This window comes from Aeribacillus sp. FSL K6-1305, from assembly GCF_038050115.1.
GTDB lineage: Bacteria > Bacillota > Bacilli > Bacillales > Aeribacillaceae > Aeribacillus > Aeribacillus composti.
This window is the reverse complement of the sequence record NZ_JBBOQV010000001.1, coordinates 588680-603704: the sequence shown is the minus strand read 5'-3', so window position 1 is coordinate 603704 and position 15025 is coordinate 588680. Positions and strand designations below refer to the sequence as shown.

The following is a 15025-nucleotide window of genomic DNA, read 5'->3' as shown; positions in this document are numbered from 1 at the left end:
TGGCAAGCTTCTAAAAAACCTTTCATTGAGAACTGTAAGATTTTCTAGGAAGCTGCATCAACATAGCAGTTATGCTCCGTTTTATAGATAAATATGTTTCGCTGCCGACTTCCATTCCAACTCAAATCCCAAATATTTCTCGCTTTATTACGACAATGTTTAAATGATTTTCGAGTCATTTTTATTGAAATGGTTCAGAAGTTCCATTTGATTATGCTTTTGAAAAGTGGATCAACTGTATATAGTTTTGTTCAAACATACTTTTTGGCTTCTTACATTCTAGCAAAATATTTTAAGCCGATGCATCAGCATGTTCCATTTTTACTGTGCATATAATACGGCAGTTACTTGCCTGGATCTAAAAAGCGGTGATTCAACTCTCCATAAAAATAAAATAAAGAGGATTCTCACCGCTTCCAAAAACTATCAAAACATGGTAAAATAAAAAGGAACATTTGTTCGTTTATTTTCGGTCTGCCTTTCGTCACGAATTCATGAAGGGATCAAGGGATGGAGGGTTATTTTTGAAAAGAAGATAAAAAAACATATAATGCTTTCTTTTGCTCATCATTTAAAGTAGAAAGAATATGTTCTACTTGATCATCAACAAGGGATATGTCCTCGTTATCGATCATTTTAAAAAAGCTTCCCATCGGTATATTAAATCTTTGGCAAAACTTTTGAATGAGGCTAATAGGAATTTCTTGTTCACCATTTTCGATTCTAGAAAGCCTTGGCTGAGAAATTTCCAAATCCTCGGCCAGTTGAACCATCGATATATTATACTTTTTTCGCACTTCTCTTATTTGTTCTCCGATTTTTTTATTGATTTCCATCTGTTACATTCCTTCTTTGCTACTTCATCTATAATATAGTTTAACGTTTTCCTATTTTACTTTCAATTCGTTTTGTATTACTATAAAAATGAATATTTTTTATTCATTTTTATCTTCAAAGGGTTGGGTGAGCATAGATGAACTTTGAGCAAGCTTTCAATGAATTCGCTTATAATCGAATTGAGCAAGCTTTGTTAAATCGACAAAACCGTGAGCTCAAAGCTCTATACAACGAGCTTGAAGAAAAGCTTAAAAAGCTGGGCATAGCCAAAAACGATTGCGATGATTTAAAAGGAACCATCTATTGTTTGATGGATACTCAAAATTTGCTAGTTTATAGGCAAGCACTTGCAGATGTCATTTCCTTTCTTATCAAACTGGAAGAAACAAAAGCGGGCACCGGCCAAAAATAAACAATTCTACGAAAATATTTCCCGTTCATGCTGATCAAAAGGGTTTTTGGGGGTCAAGATGTTGACAAATGAATTAAATCCTTCTTTCTATGAACATCGTAAATATTTTTCACTGCCTCTCTACATATTTAATAATGAGTATAAAAAAGACCATCATGAATCAATTATTGAACAGCATCTACATAAAAATGTAAAAAATAGGTATTTTCAAGTCCCGGAATTCGTTTTTAAAGAATTTGCCAAAGGAAATTTGTCTGAAGTGTGTGTCTGGATTTTATTGACTTGTTTTTATTTGCTCCATATAAACAAGAGAAACGGCTTTAGCGAAGGGGAAATTTTGCGGCTCGTAATGGAAGCGAGGAAAAAGACATGTTCTTATCCATCATTAAAAAAATGCTTTAAGCATTGTGTTGCGGAGTTAAAGAGAAGCGGATGGATCGAGCAGAAAAACAGGCTAATCTTTCTGAAAATTTTTTGAGTATTCATTCTCTTTTTTTTAATTTTCTTGTTTGAGAGAAAAGAAAAACGCGGTTGTGAAACCGCATTTTTAAATAAAAGGGCGAAAATTATATCGTTTCAAAAAGGATTGAAACCATCTGCTTATTTTACTATTAAATCGACACCGATAACCCCGACGATGTCTACGTTCTTATGAATGGGGAAGGAAATGGTGATGCACGGTTTTTTTGTAACAGCAGATGTATAGATGCTTGATATAAAGATTTTATTTTTACTAGCTTCGATAAACCAAGGACGGGCTTTTGCATTTATTAAGCCTGCAGGAGGGTTGGAATAAACGAATGTACCGTCCAGTCGATTCGACCAAATAGCTTCGATATGCGCGTTCTCCTCAAAAAATTGATCCAATGCTTTTTTATGAACATCCGCATCTAGTTCATACAATGGAAATTGTGATAAAAGATTCATCACTTTTTCTTTCATTTCATTGATTTTTGCCAAATCTATTTCTGTAATTTGTTGAAGCTGATCCCTTTTGACTAACGTTTGCAGCTCTTTAGAGGTTTGATCCAATGTCTCGCTGATGGCAATCATCTCTTCAATATGCTGGTGCTGCTTATCCATATCTTTTGAAACTCTCAGTGCATATGTTTTATTTTCATGAGCCATATCTGATATTTGCTTGAGCACCGTAGTAATTTCCTGTACATGATCACACTGCAATTCGACAGCGTCTTTCGAATCCGATACCATTGATGTGATTTTGCCCAACGATGTTTGAAAAGAATGGATAACATCAATTAAAGATAGTAATTCAGCCACATTCTTTTTCATCTGATCGTTTTCCGATTTTACCATTTTGGTCGAAAACTCAATTTCTGATTGAATCGAAGAAAGAATTTGATGTGTTTCTTCAACCGCATCATGCGTTTGGTTTGCTAAATTTCCAATTTCATTTGCAACGACCGAGAAGCTTTTCCCATGTATTCCGGCTCTTGCCGATTCGATATTTGCATTTAATGCAAGTATTTTTGTTTTTTGGGAAATCGCTCCAATCGAAGAAAGAATGTGATCCATTTGTTTGGAAAAAGAAACGAGCCGATCCATTTGATCAAGAATTTTCAAATGATTTTGCCGCAGCTGTTCCGTTTCTTCTTGTATTTTTTGCAGCTGCGTTTTCGATTTTACGAGCTGTTCATAAAATAATATACTTGAGGAATGTATCTCTTGGGAAGATGCTGTGATTTTTACAGCTGCCTCTTCAATTTTACGCATCTTTTCTGAAACGTTATTTGTGTCTTGCGCGGTCTGCTCAATATGCTCTAATAGCTGAAACGTGCTTTTTTTACTCGAGGAAGATCGTTCATCAAGGGAAACAGCGGTTAATTTCATTTGCTCAATGACGCCTTTTAATTGATCCGCAGCAACTTCCACCTGTGCCGCAAACGAATCCTCCATCTGTTTTTTTTGTTTATCTTCTTCATGATCCGCTGCTCGATTCCATTTTTTTAAAAACAGCATATTTATCACCTACTGTCTCCACTAATTTACTCTTTATTGTAACAAGCCGAACAAGAACGAAACATGATTTATGTCACATAATCTGACACAAAACATTTCAATATACAACCATTCGACAGATGCTACCTTTTTTCTCGTTTTTTCTTTATCATTGTTGAATTTTGCGCTTTCCCGAGAAATAATTTTTATTTACAAAAAAATACTCTCCTTCCGTGCATAAAAGGCGGAGAGTTTATCAAGCTGTTATTCTCTTTCATTCAAACTTTCCTGTTTGATAGTCGACGATTGCTTGCCGTATTTCTTCTTTCGTGTTCATAACAAACGGACCGTAAGCTGTGACAGGTTCATGGAGTGGTTCTCCCGCATATAGAAGCAGCCGGAGTTTGTCTGTCGCTGTGACGGTTATGAAGCTTTCCTCTCCCTCAGCACCCTTTGTTAAAAACAGCACTTGCCCTTTTTCCCCTTTTGTTTTGGACGCACCAAACAAGCCTTTTCCTTCCAATATATAAAGAAAACCATTATAGTTTTCCGGAAGATCTTGATGAACGGACGCATCAGGTTCCAGAATCATTTCTACCATCATGACAGGAACGTAATTTTTTAGTCGGCGCTTGAATACCTTTTGACGAACCAGAAAAAATCCGAATCAACGCTCCTTTTTCTTTTCTAACTGGCCTGTCAGCACTTTTCAAATTTTGATAGCGGGGAGCGGTCAGTTTTTTTGAACTCGGCAAATTAACCCACAGCTCTAGACTGTGAACAGTAGATCCAGGTGCAGGATCTTCTTGATGGATTACTCCTCTTCCAGCAGTCATCCATTGAACATCACCCGGCTTTAGCTTGCCATATCCATTTTTGTTATCAAAATGCTCTAAAATCCCGTCAATTACATATGTGACAGTTTCGATTCCCCGATGGGGATGAAGGTCAAACGTCCCTTGCTGAAAAATATCCTCCGCAAGCATTAAAATCGATCATATTCCTCCCAATTACCAGGTTCTAACATAAACCCATCGGATTATTCGTTTGGAACGCAACATTTTTAATTTTGCGTATATCTCTTTCCATACAAGCCTCCTTATCTATTTTCTGCTTTTTGCAAGTAATCAATAATCCCTTGCGCACAAATGCCCATATCGATTTTTAAATACTCGTGCACTTGATGATCTTCGGAAATATGTTTTTTCTTTAAGTAATCTTGCAACGTGCTGTACAATCTATCAGATAGAAGCTTTGATTTTTCTTCAAACGGCAAGCTTCCATGCTCTTTTACAACCGCTTTGCCTTGATCTACAAAAATGTCCAGCCAATATTTTAGCTGTTTATAAACTTCCTCTGGATGCTCGCTCATGCCAAAATGACCGAAAAATATTTTCGAAACGTTTAATGCTTCGATTCTTTCGCATGATTCAAGCATTTTATCCGGATCGAACTGGTTAGGAGAAGTAGACGGCAAATAAAACTCTAAGTCTGAATCTAAGAGCATTGAATAAAAAACCCCGATCGTGTCGCCGGTAAAGATGCCGTTGCTTTTGGAATCATGTATACAAAAATGGTGATTCGCATGACCTGGTGTGTGATAAAATGTCAGCACGCGATCATCGCCTACTTGAAGCGTTTCCAAATCTTCTTTTACAACTAGCTGGTCTTCTGGCACGGGCAAAATCGGGTCAAACAATTTTTGAAATTGCTCCTCTCCATACACCGTTTTGGCGCTGGCAATTAATCTCGATGGATCTTGCAAATGACGTTTCCCGCGGGGGTGGACGAACACTTTTGCTTTTGGGCAATGTTCAAGAAAAAGCCCGACACCTCCCGAATGATCTAAATGAATGTGCGTAACAATGATGTTGTTAACATCCTTCGGATCAATTCCTAAACTTTCAAGACCTTTTAATAAATATGGGACAGACGGGCTCGCGCTTGTTTCGATGATGGTCAGCTCTTTTTCGTGAAGAACGTAAGCCCCTGTTCTGTTTTCTAATCCTAAGTCAAAAAGATCAATTAATGTGATGTCATCGCCAATGTTTTGTACCTTCAATGTTATGTGACTCCTTTCTTTTATTTGCCTACTACATAATTCAACAAAAAAAGATTAATTTCCTTTTCCAAACTTTTTGTTGATTGGTTAAAATTTTTTGATGACAAATTTTTTATTTTAATATATAATATCAATGCTGACGTTTTTCGGGAAGTAGCTCAGCTTGGCAGAGCACCACGTTCGGGACGTGGGGGTCGCAGGTTCAAATCCTGTCTTCCCGACCATGGAGAAGTACCCAAGTGGTTGAAGGGGACGCACTCGAAATGCGTTAGGGCGGGCAACCGCCGCGTGAGTTCGAATCTCACCTTCTCCGTTTAAAAAACGCGCTTTTTAGCGCGTTTTTTTATTGCCGGAATTTGAATAATTGACCCTTTTAAAAATTTTAAAACAATTGATATTCTTATTTTCATAAAAACTGTTTCAGCAAGTTATGCAAAAAACCTGAAAAGCCTATTCAGTGCTTTTCAGGTTTTTTCTTATCATTCCTCGATTGGAGCTTTTCTTCTAAATTTGCTTAATACTTCATAGACGATCGGAACAATGATGAGAGTCAGCAAAGTCGAGCTGGTCAATCCGCCTATGACGGTTAAACCAAGTCCTCTCGAGATCATGCCTCCATCTCCTTCATAACCTAATGCGAGAGGAAGCAATGCTCCAACTGTTGCCAGCGCAGTCATTAAAATCGGTCTTAGACGAGTTGCCCCTGCTTCAATGAGCGCATCTCTTGTAGAAAGTCCTTCACGCTCTTTATGAATGACACGGTCAATTAACACAATCGCATTCGTCACAACAATACCGATTAACATGAGCGCGCCGATCAAAGCTGAAACGCTCAATGTTTCTCCCCCAAGCCATAGCGCTACAAATCCGCCGATGACGGTAAATGGAAGTGAAAATAGAATGGCAAAAGGCGCAAGTCCTTGACTAAACGTAACCACCAGCACAAAGTAGACAACAGCGATGGCAGCGAGCATAGCCAATCCTAATTGTGAAAACGACTCATTGATCTGTTCGGACACTCCACCTGTTTCAATGTTCACACCAGGCGGCAATTCTAAACCATCTATTTTCTTTTGAATGTTTGCATTTACTTGGCTAACGTCATTAGTAGTAATCTCTCCGCTGACCGAAACTGCAAATTTTCCGTCGCGTCTAGTAATCGTATTGGATGTTTCGCCTTCTTTTACTTTCGCTACATCTCCAATTTTCACATTCATGCCAAGAGGGGACTGAATGGTTTTCTTTTTCATCTCATCAATCGAATCAAATGTTTGCTCTTCCCCTTCAATATAAACTTCAATGTCTTGACCTTCTTTTTGGATTGTTGTTAAAACCGGCCGTTCATGGTGTTGGCTTAATGCCATCGCAATTTGCCCAGCGGTCAATCCTAGCTTGCTCATCTTTTCTTGATCAACAACAAACGTGAACTCATCATAAGTTTTCGATAAACCTGATTCGACATTTTTCAAGTTTTTTTCATCTTCCAAGATTTTTTGCACTTTTTGGGCGACAGGCTCAATATCTTCCATCGAATCGCCAAACACATGCAATGTGTACTCATTGCTTGCCATCATCATGTCAATGGTGCCCCAATCGCCTTTTTCGTTCGTTAATTCATTTAAGTCTTTAACAATTTTCTCCTTTTCTTTTTCAAAATTCGGTGTGTCATCTTCATACATAATAAAGAAAATGGCCTGATTTCGATTTCCAGGATTCATTGGATTTTCGCTTCCGACAGACAATTGAATCGTTTTTACATGATCACGGTCGACAAGGAAATCTTCTGCCTTCAATGCGATATCTTCTACTTCTTCCAGCGTTTGCCCTGGATCCGGATCATACGTTACGATAACTTGCTTTTCTTGTTCATTCGGCAAAAAGCTTACACCGATGACAGGAATTAAAAACAGACTGGAGACAAGAAGCAGGATCGCAATCAATGATGTTATCCATTTATGGTTCAAAGACCAATTTAATATTTTTTTATAGTTAGTAACCAAAAAGCCAGCTTCCTTTTCTTTTTCGCCTTTCCGTTTTACTCCTTTTTTAAATAAAACGTGAGCAAGTGCCGGCACAATAGTAATCGCCACTAAAAGGGACGCTAAAAGCGAGAATACAATCGTAAGGGCAAACGGCATAAATAGCTGTCCGACCATCCCTTCGACAAATGCGAGCGGCAAGAAAACCGCAATCGTCACAATGGTTGAGGACATAATAGGAATAAACATTTCTTTTGTCGCTGCAATAATCAGCTCTTTCCCTTTTAACGGCTCCCCTTTTAATGTCATCCGTCTGTAAATATTTTCAATGACGACAATCGAATCGTCAATGACGCGGCCGATCGCCATTGTGATAGCTCCAAGCGTCATCATGTTCAACGTGATGTCCATTTCACGCAAAATGATTAATGCAATTAATATGGAAAGCGGAATTGACACCACGGAAATCAACGTTGAACGAATGTTTCGCAAAAACAGCAAAATGACAATAACTGCAAAAATCGAACCGAACAGCGCTTTATTCAGCATTGTTTCAACAGATTTTTCAATCGGTTCCGCTTGGTCCAGCGTTGAAACGACTCCGAGGCCTTTATATTCGTCTTTTAATTCATCCAATTTTTCTTTTACTTCATTCACAACTTCAACTGTATTCGCATCAGTAGCTTTTACAATTTGCAGTCCGATTGCTTCTTTTCCGTTCGTTCTTGATACGGATTCAGCTTTTCCGACGATTTCGATATCGGCAATTTCTCCTAATTCGACTGTTGGCAATTCAATGCTTTGCTGCTGGATCGCCTGATTTGGCACTGCACCATTTGCTCCAGACAAACCGTTTGGCACTTGGCTCATTTGCGCCTCTCCAGCTTGCTGCCCTTGTGCTGATCCAGTGACTGGGATTTTAAGCTTTTTCAAATCGTCAATTGTCGTAATATTTCCGTCAACGACAACAGACTTTTCCGTGTCTTTAAATGTATAAAGACCTAATGGCGCACGGAGATCCGCACCTTGAATATAATCTTTTATTGTTTCCTCATTTAGCCCGAGCTCTTTTAATTTGTCTTGATGAAAAACAAGCCGCCCCTCTTCTACCTGCTGTCCAGAAGTTACAATGCTTTCTACTCCATCGATTCCTTTCAATTCAGGAACAATGATGTCTTCAACCAGTTCAGTTAATTCAGGAAGTGTTTTTCCTTCATCAAAAAAGCTCACTGTATAAACAGGGAAAGCGTTCATGCTAAATCTTGCAATTTTAGGCTCTCCTGCTCCATCCGGAAGTTCGACTTGTTCGATTGCCTTTTCAGCTTCCTCTTCTGCTCGTTCCATATCTTTTTCAAATTTGTATTCAATTTGAATAGAAGATGCATTTTCAAACGAATTAGAGCTGACGATTTCCACCCCGTTCAAATTGCGAACAGCTTCTTCAATTGGAACCGTCACTTTCTCTTGTACTTCTTCAGGGGTTGCACCTGGATATGTAGTCGTAACACTTATGATGGGAGTGTTTATGTCCGGGATCGTCTCCAGCTTCATATTAAATCCAGAAAATAGTCCCGCAAAAATTGCAATGACAGTTAAAATCCAAATAGCCAGTTTATTACGGAGCGAAAATTTAATAATGTTCTCCACCAAGTCCCATTCCTTTCATGAAGATTTGACAATTCTCCTTTTTTTATACATACTTATAATGAGTTGACTATATAGTCATTATAATTGACCGGTTAACTAGTAGTCAACTAAACTAATAAAATTTTTTCCGACAATAAGGGGATGTTCATGTGAAAGAAAAAGAACGTTTAATCATTGAAGCTGCGATGAAGCTGTTTGCTCGAAAAGGCGTTTCTTCCACCTCCATCCAAGAAATTACCAATGCATGTGGCATTCCGAAAGGTTCGTTTTATTTTTATTTCAAGTCAAAAGATGAACTGTTAATTAAAATTTTGGAGCAGTTTTTTAGTCAGTTAAAGAAAAAAACGGAGCAAATCGGGGCAAATTACGAAGATCCAAAAGAGCGGTTTATTAAACAATTGTCTGTTCAATTAAAAGAATTTTTGGCGCATAAAGAAATATTTATTACGCAGATGCATGAAAATTTAAAAGAAAATAATGAAAAAATTGATTCGTTGTTACAAAACCTAAGAAACGACTTTTTTCATTTTTTAACAAACAATCTGAAAAACATTTACGGCAAGTCAATTGATAAGTATATAGCAGATGTAAACATTATCGTTCAAGGAATCTTTTTTTCATTCATTCAGTTCCTCATATTTGAAAATAGGGTGAGAGTAGATGAGGAAAAATTGGCAAAATACATTTTGCAAACAGCAGATGATTTAGTTAAAGGAATGCTGGCAAAACAAAATGACCCCATCATTCCAGCTGAGATCATGACCAAAATGTTCAATCATCCTCAATCCCCCAGCCATCCGTTGAACATTTTAAGTGAGATAAAAGAAATGAGCCGTTCTATAATGGATGATGGACAGTTAAACATTACGATTGAAGTGTTAGAAGCTGAAATAACGGCTGAAAAGCCAAGAACTCCGGTCATTAAAGGAATGTTGTCAAATCTCCATGAATATCCTGAACTACGCTACTTGGCCAATCAACTAGCTGATTATTTTCAAATTAAATGAGCCTCTAAAGGGTTTAATTCCTTTAGAGGCTGTATTTTTACTCCAGCTCCAACGCTTTTGTTTCTTGTCCAAACAACAGAACAGCTAGTGCTCCAATAATAATGGCAGCGCAAAAAATTGAAAAAATGGCTACCATGGAAACTTTGAGAGCGGCTAAATAACCAACTAATAAAGGTCCGAAAATGCCACCAATTCTTCCGAACGATGCGGCCATTCCAGCACCTGTCCCGCGAATTTCTGTTGGATAAAGCTCAGGTGTATAAGCATAAAGCGCTCCCCAAGCCCCTAAGTTAAAAAATGATAAAAAGATTCCAGATATTAAAAGCTCTGCCGTTGTATCGGAAAATCCGAAAAAGAATGCGCTCAGTGCAGTGCCAAATAAATAAAGAGAAAGAACAAATTTTCTACCAATTCGTTCAATGAGCCACGCCGCACTAAAGTATCCCGGAAGCTGTGCAATCGTCATAATAAGAACATACTCAAAGCTTTGCACTAAACTGTAGCCTTTCATCATCACAACGCTTGGAAGCCATAAAAACATTCCGTAATAAGAAAAAACAACAGAAAACCACAACACCCAAAGTACAGCTGTTTGTTTCACATATTTTTTTGACCAGACAGCTGCGATATTTTTCCATACATTTGATTTTGTTTGTATCGATTTGAATTTTTTTGAATCCGGAAGCTTCATGCGCAAATAAATCGCATAAAAAGCCGGAAGAGCTGTTAAAATAAGGGCGAGACGCCAGCCAAATTGAGGGATAACAAAATAAGATATAATTGCCGCGATCAACCATCCTGCAGCCCAAAAACTTTCAAGCAGCACGACCATTCTTCCCCGATCCTTTGTCGGCGAGCTTTCTGATACTAGCGTTGATGCTACTGGCAATTCACCCCCCAGCCCCATGCCGATAAAAAATCTTAACAGCAAAAATACTGCTAATGTGGTTGTAAAAGCCGACAGGCCGCTGCCGATCGAAAATAACAATAATGTGATAATAAAGACAGTTTTTCTGCCAATTTTGTCTGACAAGAGACCGAAGAAAAATGCCCCTACAGCCATGCCGATCGAGTTGATGCTCCCGATCCAGCTCATTTGTTCTGCCGTCAAATTCCAATCTTCTTTTAACGCGGCAATGATAAAAGATAAAATGCCGACATCCATTGCATCAAAAAGCCATGCGAGTCCCGCAATGCCTAATAGCTTTTTTGTTGACATCTCTTTCATCTTGTCAACTTCACCTCTTTCTGATGTCTTTACATATGTTTTGTTATATGTAAACTATATCATATTTTACATAATTGTCATGTTTTTTGTTTTATAAACGAAACATAATATTGTGCCACCGGCATATGAATCCTATAATCGCAATTTCAGACCATCTTTGCAGCGTTTCATTTATTGCAAAAGGTACAATTCCTTGAAATTTCTACTTTCAGAAAAATCCTTAACAACTAAAAAAGATCCACAGAAATCATTTATATATTCTGTAGATCTTCGCCATTTAAAAAGGAATAGGAGACAGCATTTTGTCTATAAAATTTTTATTTTTTGTTTTTTGTCCCATCTTCTACGTTATAGGCTTGACCATATGCTTCACGGGACGGTTCATATAAGTCATGTACATCCGTTCTTCTTTCGAGTTCCGTTTGTTCATGTGTACGTTTTTTGTTTTTAAACCACTTCATTTTTGCTCACCTCTCATATATATCATCATCTTCTTATTTATTGTTGCGAAATTTTTTACGTTTATTCGAAAATATGCATGCCATTCGCCAACCAGTTCTTTTTTTCATTTATAATGAAATTAATCGATTATGTTAGATTGAAGGTGACAGTATGGAGATCGAAGATATTATAAAGAAGGTTAAAAATCATACTCCGACGATAATTGGGATGGATCGTTTAGTAAAATTTGCGGTATTGCTTCCGTTTATGCGAATAAATGATGAAGTTCATTTGTTGTTTGAAGTACGCGCCAAAAAATTAAAAAGGCAGCCCGGCGAGATTTGTTTTCCAGGTGGGAAAGTTGAGCCGACCGATCACGATGCAAAACATACAGCTATTCGCGAAACATCAGAAGAGCTAGGTATTTCAGCCGATATGATTCAGCATGTATATCCGCTTGATTATGTGATGACTGCCTACGGAACGGTTGTTTATCCTTTTGTTGGCATGATCGATCCTGACGCTTCGTTAGAGCCAAACAAAGACGAAGTCGGCGAAGTATTTACAGTTCCTTTTCAATTCTTTTTAGAAACGAAGCCAGAAATTTATGAAGTTCATTTTCGGGCAGAACCTGAAGAAAATTTTCCTTATGAAAGCATCATCGGGGGAAAAAAATATAAATGGAATTCACCGAAAATAGAAGAACATTTTTATTATTATAAAGATAAAGTGATTTGGGGGCTGACAGCCCGGATGATCTACTATTTTATCGATATGCTAAAGAGCGAGCCATCCCTAAAATAGTTTTATGGGATGGCTGTTTATTTAAGCTGTACCGTGAAACAATTCTTTTTTCCTCCACCCGCCGAGCCTAAAATATAAAAAGGCGAATAAGCTGGAAATAACAAAGCTGACGCCCATTCCGACACCGATGCCGTCTTCGCCGATCCAATTGGAAAAAAGGTATGTGAGCGGGTAACGCAGCACCCAAAACGAGATGATGTTTAAAATTAAGACTTGCATCATCGCACCAGATCCACGAACAACACCGTTTAACACAAAATTGATGCCAAGAAACGGATAGAAGAAAGCGACGATTTTTAAATAATTCACACCAAATTGCACCGCTTCTTCCTCCTGGATAAATAATTCCACACCAAAACGGGCGAAAAAGAGAATTAGCAATGATATCAAAACCATAATAGCTAAATTATACATCAATCCATATTGAGCAATTTTATAAACTCGATCCCATCGATTTGCACCAATGTTTATGCCTGCCAAGCTGTTGACAGCAGTTCCGAGGGCCATTGCGGGAAGCAAGATAATATTATCGAGCCTCTGAGCAGCGCCGAATCCGGCCAGCGCGTCTTCGCCAAAACTAGCTACAACGCTCATGATCGCCGTCACTCCAGCGGAAATGACCATCATTTGCATGCCGGACGGAACCCCGATTTTTAAAATAAGAGAAACTTCTTCTTTTTTCGGCATACGCGGCCATGTAAAAGGAACTAATTTGTAATGAATCGCCAAATATATTCCGAATAAAAAGGCGATCCCTTGGGAAATCACTGTTGCATAAGCCGCTCCGGCTATGCCGAATTGAAATCCAGAAATAAATAATGGATCTAAAGCGGCATTTAAAAGAACAGCCAAAACAACAAAATAAACCGGGGCTTTGCTTTCTCCAAGTGCACGCATCAATGTCGCCACAAAATTGTAGCCGAATAAGAAAATAATTCCAAGAAAATTAATTCGCAAGTATAAGGATGCATCTGCAATTAAACTGTCAGGTGTTCCAAGCAAAAATAAAATCCGTTCAGCAAAAATAAATCCAAAAACTCCAAGCAAAATCGATAATATAAACAGCGTGACAACAAAGGCATTCACATACCGTTTCAACCCTTGTTCATCGCGTTTTCCTTTTAATTGGGACAAAATCGTTAATGTTGCTTGGTTGATCCCGATAATGAAAGAAAGAATTGTGAAAATGACAGTTCCAGAGAGAGACACTACCCCTAATGCACGAGCCCCCAGCAAGTTTCCAACCCATAAACTGTCAATTATTTGATACGAAACTTGAAGCAAGTTCGTTAATAAAATAGGCGAGGAAAAAGTGATGAGCTGCTTTAAAATATTTCCTTCTGAGTAATCCGTCTGTTTCATCCAAGAATCACCTTTTTCTTTCATCTTACATTGACGCAGCCTTCGAATAAGCAAAGTGCCCCTCGTTGAAGGATTTACGACCACGTCCTGCTGAGAGCTTTTTTTGAACGAATGGGGCTCTCTTGCTTCCTTACCTTTTATCAAGATTTATTCTTCATATATCATTTTTTTCGTCATGCCGCCGTCAATAATAATATTTTCTCCCGTAATAAAATCGTTGTCGGGATGAGTTAAAAACAAACACGCTCTGGCAATATCATCCGGTTTTCCGACTCGCTTTGCAGGATGCTGTAGATGATCGCGCTCAGTAAGCAGTTCATAGTTGTTCGTTTCAATCCAGCCGGGGCTTATACAATTGACTCTGATTTTGTCTTCCCCCAATGAAATAGCTAAAGCGTGTGTTAAAGCAACGATGCCGCCTTTAGATGCAGCGTACGCTTCCGAATCTTTTTCAGACATGAACGCTCTTGTTGAAGCAATATTAATGATCGAACCTCCCCTTTCATTTTCTCGCATATATTTTGCCGATTCCTTTGCAAATAAAAATACGCTGCGAAGATTTGTTTGTAATATGTCATCCCATTCTTCAACCGTTAGCTCATAAAGAGATTTAAATCTTGAAACACCTGCATTGTTAATCACAATATCGATTCTTCCCGTTGTATGTTTGACCGTTTCTATTAATTTGATGACGTCCTTATGATTTTTGACATCCGTTTTGATAAACATCGCTCCATATTCCTCAGCTGTTTCCTTTCCTTTTTGTTCATTCACATCCGCTATCACAACTGTTGCTCCTTCTTTTGCATAGGCGGAAACGATCGCTTTCCCGATCCCTTGTGCACCGCCGGTTATAATGACTGTTTTTCCTGCAAAGACCATGTCGATTCCTCCTCTTATCGTTTTTTTAAATCCTGCTCTTGTTTTCGATTACTTCCGTTGGAAATAACAGGGTCAGCCCCACAATATTGAAAATTTTCATTTAAAGATAGACTTTTTTCGTTGAACGCAGAAACCGTCTAAAGATCTTTTATGCAAGCTTTTTCCCTCCTTTTAGCTTCGGCTACTTAAAAGGTTGGTTTCACCATCTTGTGTTCGAGCTACTAGTTCAATCTGGCTGCAAATCTGGAAGCTTGCAACCTTCCCCTCCCCTAAATCGAAAAAAGAGTCCCCCTTGAAACAGATTGACTGTTAGCTCAGAAGACACGCAGCCTGATATAAAAAGATCAACTCTACTCGCCTAAACGGAAGCGAATTAAGTTTTTTGTATTGCCTTTTTTCGGTTGC

11 protein-coding genes, 2 tRNA genes and 1 pseudogene are annotated in these 15025 nt (G+C 38.3%); 5 read left to right on the top strand and 9 right to left on the bottom strand.

What is annotated here, in order from left to right:
* Nucleotides 1-518: 518 nt before the first annotated feature.
* Nucleotides 519-836, bottom strand: coding sequence for a helix-turn-helix domain-containing protein (locus NST97_RS02840; RefSeq protein ID WP_063389580.1), 318 nt, complete (start codon nucleotides 834-836; stop codon nucleotides 519-521).
* Nucleotides 837-973: 137 nt separating this feature from the next.
* Between NST97_RS02840 and NST97_RS02835 the strand changes: the two genes are divergently transcribed.
* The gene (locus tag NST97_RS02835) at nucleotides 974-1249 is read left to right on the top strand and encodes a hypothetical protein (RefSeq protein WP_063389581.1); all 276 of its coding nucleotides are present in this window, start codon (nucleotides 974-976) and stop codon (nucleotides 1247-1249) included.
* Nucleotides 1250-1849: 600 nt separating this feature from the next.
* On the opposite strand, the gene NST97_RS02830 is transcribed toward NST97_RS02835, so the two are convergent.
* From NST97_RS02830 to NST97_RS02820, 3 genes and pseudogenes are all read right to left on the bottom strand, one after another.
* On the bottom strand, nucleotides 1850-3229 hold the full coding sequence (locus tag NST97_RS02830; RefSeq protein WP_341342901.1) for a methyl-accepting chemotaxis protein: 1380 nt from the start codon (nucleotides 3227-3229) through the stop codon (nucleotides 1850-1852).
* Between the two features lie 253 nt (nucleotides 3230-3482).
* Nucleotides 3483-4297, bottom strand: a pseudogene (locus NST97_RS02825) (pirin family protein).
* Between the two features lie 10 nt (nucleotides 4298-4307).
* Nucleotides 4308-5276 carry an MBL fold metallo-hydrolase gene (locus tag NST97_RS02820; protein WP_445684588.1) on the bottom strand — a complete coding sequence of 323 codons (969 nt, stop codon included), beginning with the start codon at nucleotides 5274-5276 and terminating at the stop codon, nucleotides 4308-4310.
* Between the two features lie 141 nt (nucleotides 5277-5417).
* Here NST97_RS02820 and NST97_RS02815 point away from each other — a divergent pair.
* Nucleotides 5418-5494 (top strand) — tRNA-Pro (locus tag NST97_RS02815).
* A gap of 1 nt (nucleotide 5495) precedes the next feature.
* Nucleotides 5496-5583, top strand: a tRNA-Ser gene (locus NST97_RS02810).
* A gap of 166 nt (nucleotides 5584-5749) precedes the next feature.
* Here NST97_RS02810 and NST97_RS02805 read toward each other — a convergent pair.
* Nucleotides 5750-8896: an efflux RND transporter permease subunit gene (locus NST97_RS02805; protein WP_341342900.1), complete on the bottom strand. Its 3147-nt coding sequence runs from the start codon at nucleotides 8894-8896 to the stop codon at nucleotides 5750-5752.
* Nucleotides 8897-9045: 149 nt separating this feature from the next.
* On the opposite strand from NST97_RS02805, the gene NST97_RS02800 reads away from it, so the two are divergent.
* On the top strand, nucleotides 9046-9903 hold the full coding sequence (locus tag NST97_RS02800) for a TetR/AcrR family transcriptional regulator (RefSeq protein ID WP_341342899.1): 858 nt from the start codon (nucleotides 9046-9048) through the stop codon (nucleotides 9901-9903).
* A gap of 37 nt (nucleotides 9904-9940) precedes the next feature.
* Here NST97_RS02800 and NST97_RS02795 read toward each other — a convergent pair whose 3' ends face one another.
* On the bottom strand, nucleotides 9941-11131 hold the full coding sequence (locus tag NST97_RS02795; protein WP_063389587.1) for an MFS transporter: 1191 nt from the start codon (nucleotides 11129-11131) through the stop codon (nucleotides 9941-9943).
* A 317-nt stretch (nucleotides 11132-11448) separates the two neighbouring features.
* Nucleotides 11449-11592: a hypothetical protein gene (locus NST97_RS02790; protein WP_158640157.1), complete on the bottom strand. Its 144-nt coding sequence runs from the start codon at nucleotides 11590-11592 to the stop codon at nucleotides 11449-11451.
* 151 nt (nucleotides 11593-11743) lie between these two features.
* On the opposite strand from NST97_RS02790, the gene NST97_RS02785 reads away from it, so the two are divergent.
* Nucleotides 11744-12376 (top strand): NUDIX hydrolase, encoded by a 633-nt coding sequence (locus tag NST97_RS02785; protein WP_130157232.1) that lies wholly within the window; start codon nucleotides 11744-11746, stop codon nucleotides 12374-12376.
* A gap of 21 nt (nucleotides 12377-12397) precedes the next feature.
* On the opposite strand, the gene NST97_RS02780 is transcribed toward NST97_RS02785, so the two are convergent.
* Both NST97_RS02780 and NST97_RS02775 read right to left on the bottom strand, forming a co-directional pair.
* Nucleotides 12398-13738, bottom strand: coding sequence for an MATE family efflux transporter (locus tag NST97_RS02780; RefSeq protein WP_311067339.1), 1341 nt, complete (start codon nucleotides 13736-13738; stop codon nucleotides 12398-12400).
* A 147-nt stretch (nucleotides 13739-13885) separates the two neighbouring features.
* Nucleotides 13886-14620: an SDR family NAD(P)-dependent oxidoreductase gene (locus tag NST97_RS02775; protein WP_339195488.1), complete on the bottom strand. Its 735-nt coding sequence runs from the start codon at nucleotides 14618-14620 to the stop codon at nucleotides 13886-13888.
* Between the last annotated feature and the right edge of the window lie 405 nt (nucleotides 14621-15025).

Excerpts from the sequence above, each read along its gene's own strand:
- NST97_RS02840 (WP_063389580.1), bottom strand. The coding sequence starts at position 836 with ATGGAAATCAATAAAAAAATCGGAGAACAAATAAGAGAAGTGCGAAAA.
- NST97_RS02835 (WP_063389581.1), top strand. The coding sequence starts at position 974 with ATGAACTTTGAGCAAGCTTTCAATGAATTCGCTTATAATCGAATTGAG.
- NST97_RS02830 (WP_341342901.1), bottom strand. The coding sequence starts at position 3,229 with ATGCTGTTTTTAAAAAAATGGAATCGAGCAGCGGATCATGAAGAAGAT.
- NST97_RS02795 (WP_063389587.1), bottom strand. The coding sequence starts at position 11,131 with ATGAAAGAGATGTCAACAAAAAAGCTATTAGGCATTGCGGGACTCGCA.
- NST97_RS02790 (WP_158640157.1), bottom strand. The coding sequence starts at position 11,592 with ATGAAGTGGTTTAAAAACAAAAAACGTACACATGAACAAACGGAACTC.
- NST97_RS02785 (WP_130157232.1), top strand. The coding sequence starts at position 11,744 with ATGGAGATCGAAGATATTATAAAGAAGGTTAAAAATCATACTCCGACG.
- NST97_RS02780 (WP_311067339.1), bottom strand. The coding sequence starts at position 13,738 with ATGAAACAGACGGATTACTCAGAAGGAAATATTTTAAAGCAGCTCATC.
- NST97_RS02775 (WP_339195488.1), bottom strand. The coding sequence starts at position 14,620 with ATGGTCTTTGCAGGAAAAACAGTCATTATAACCGGCGGTGCACAAGGG.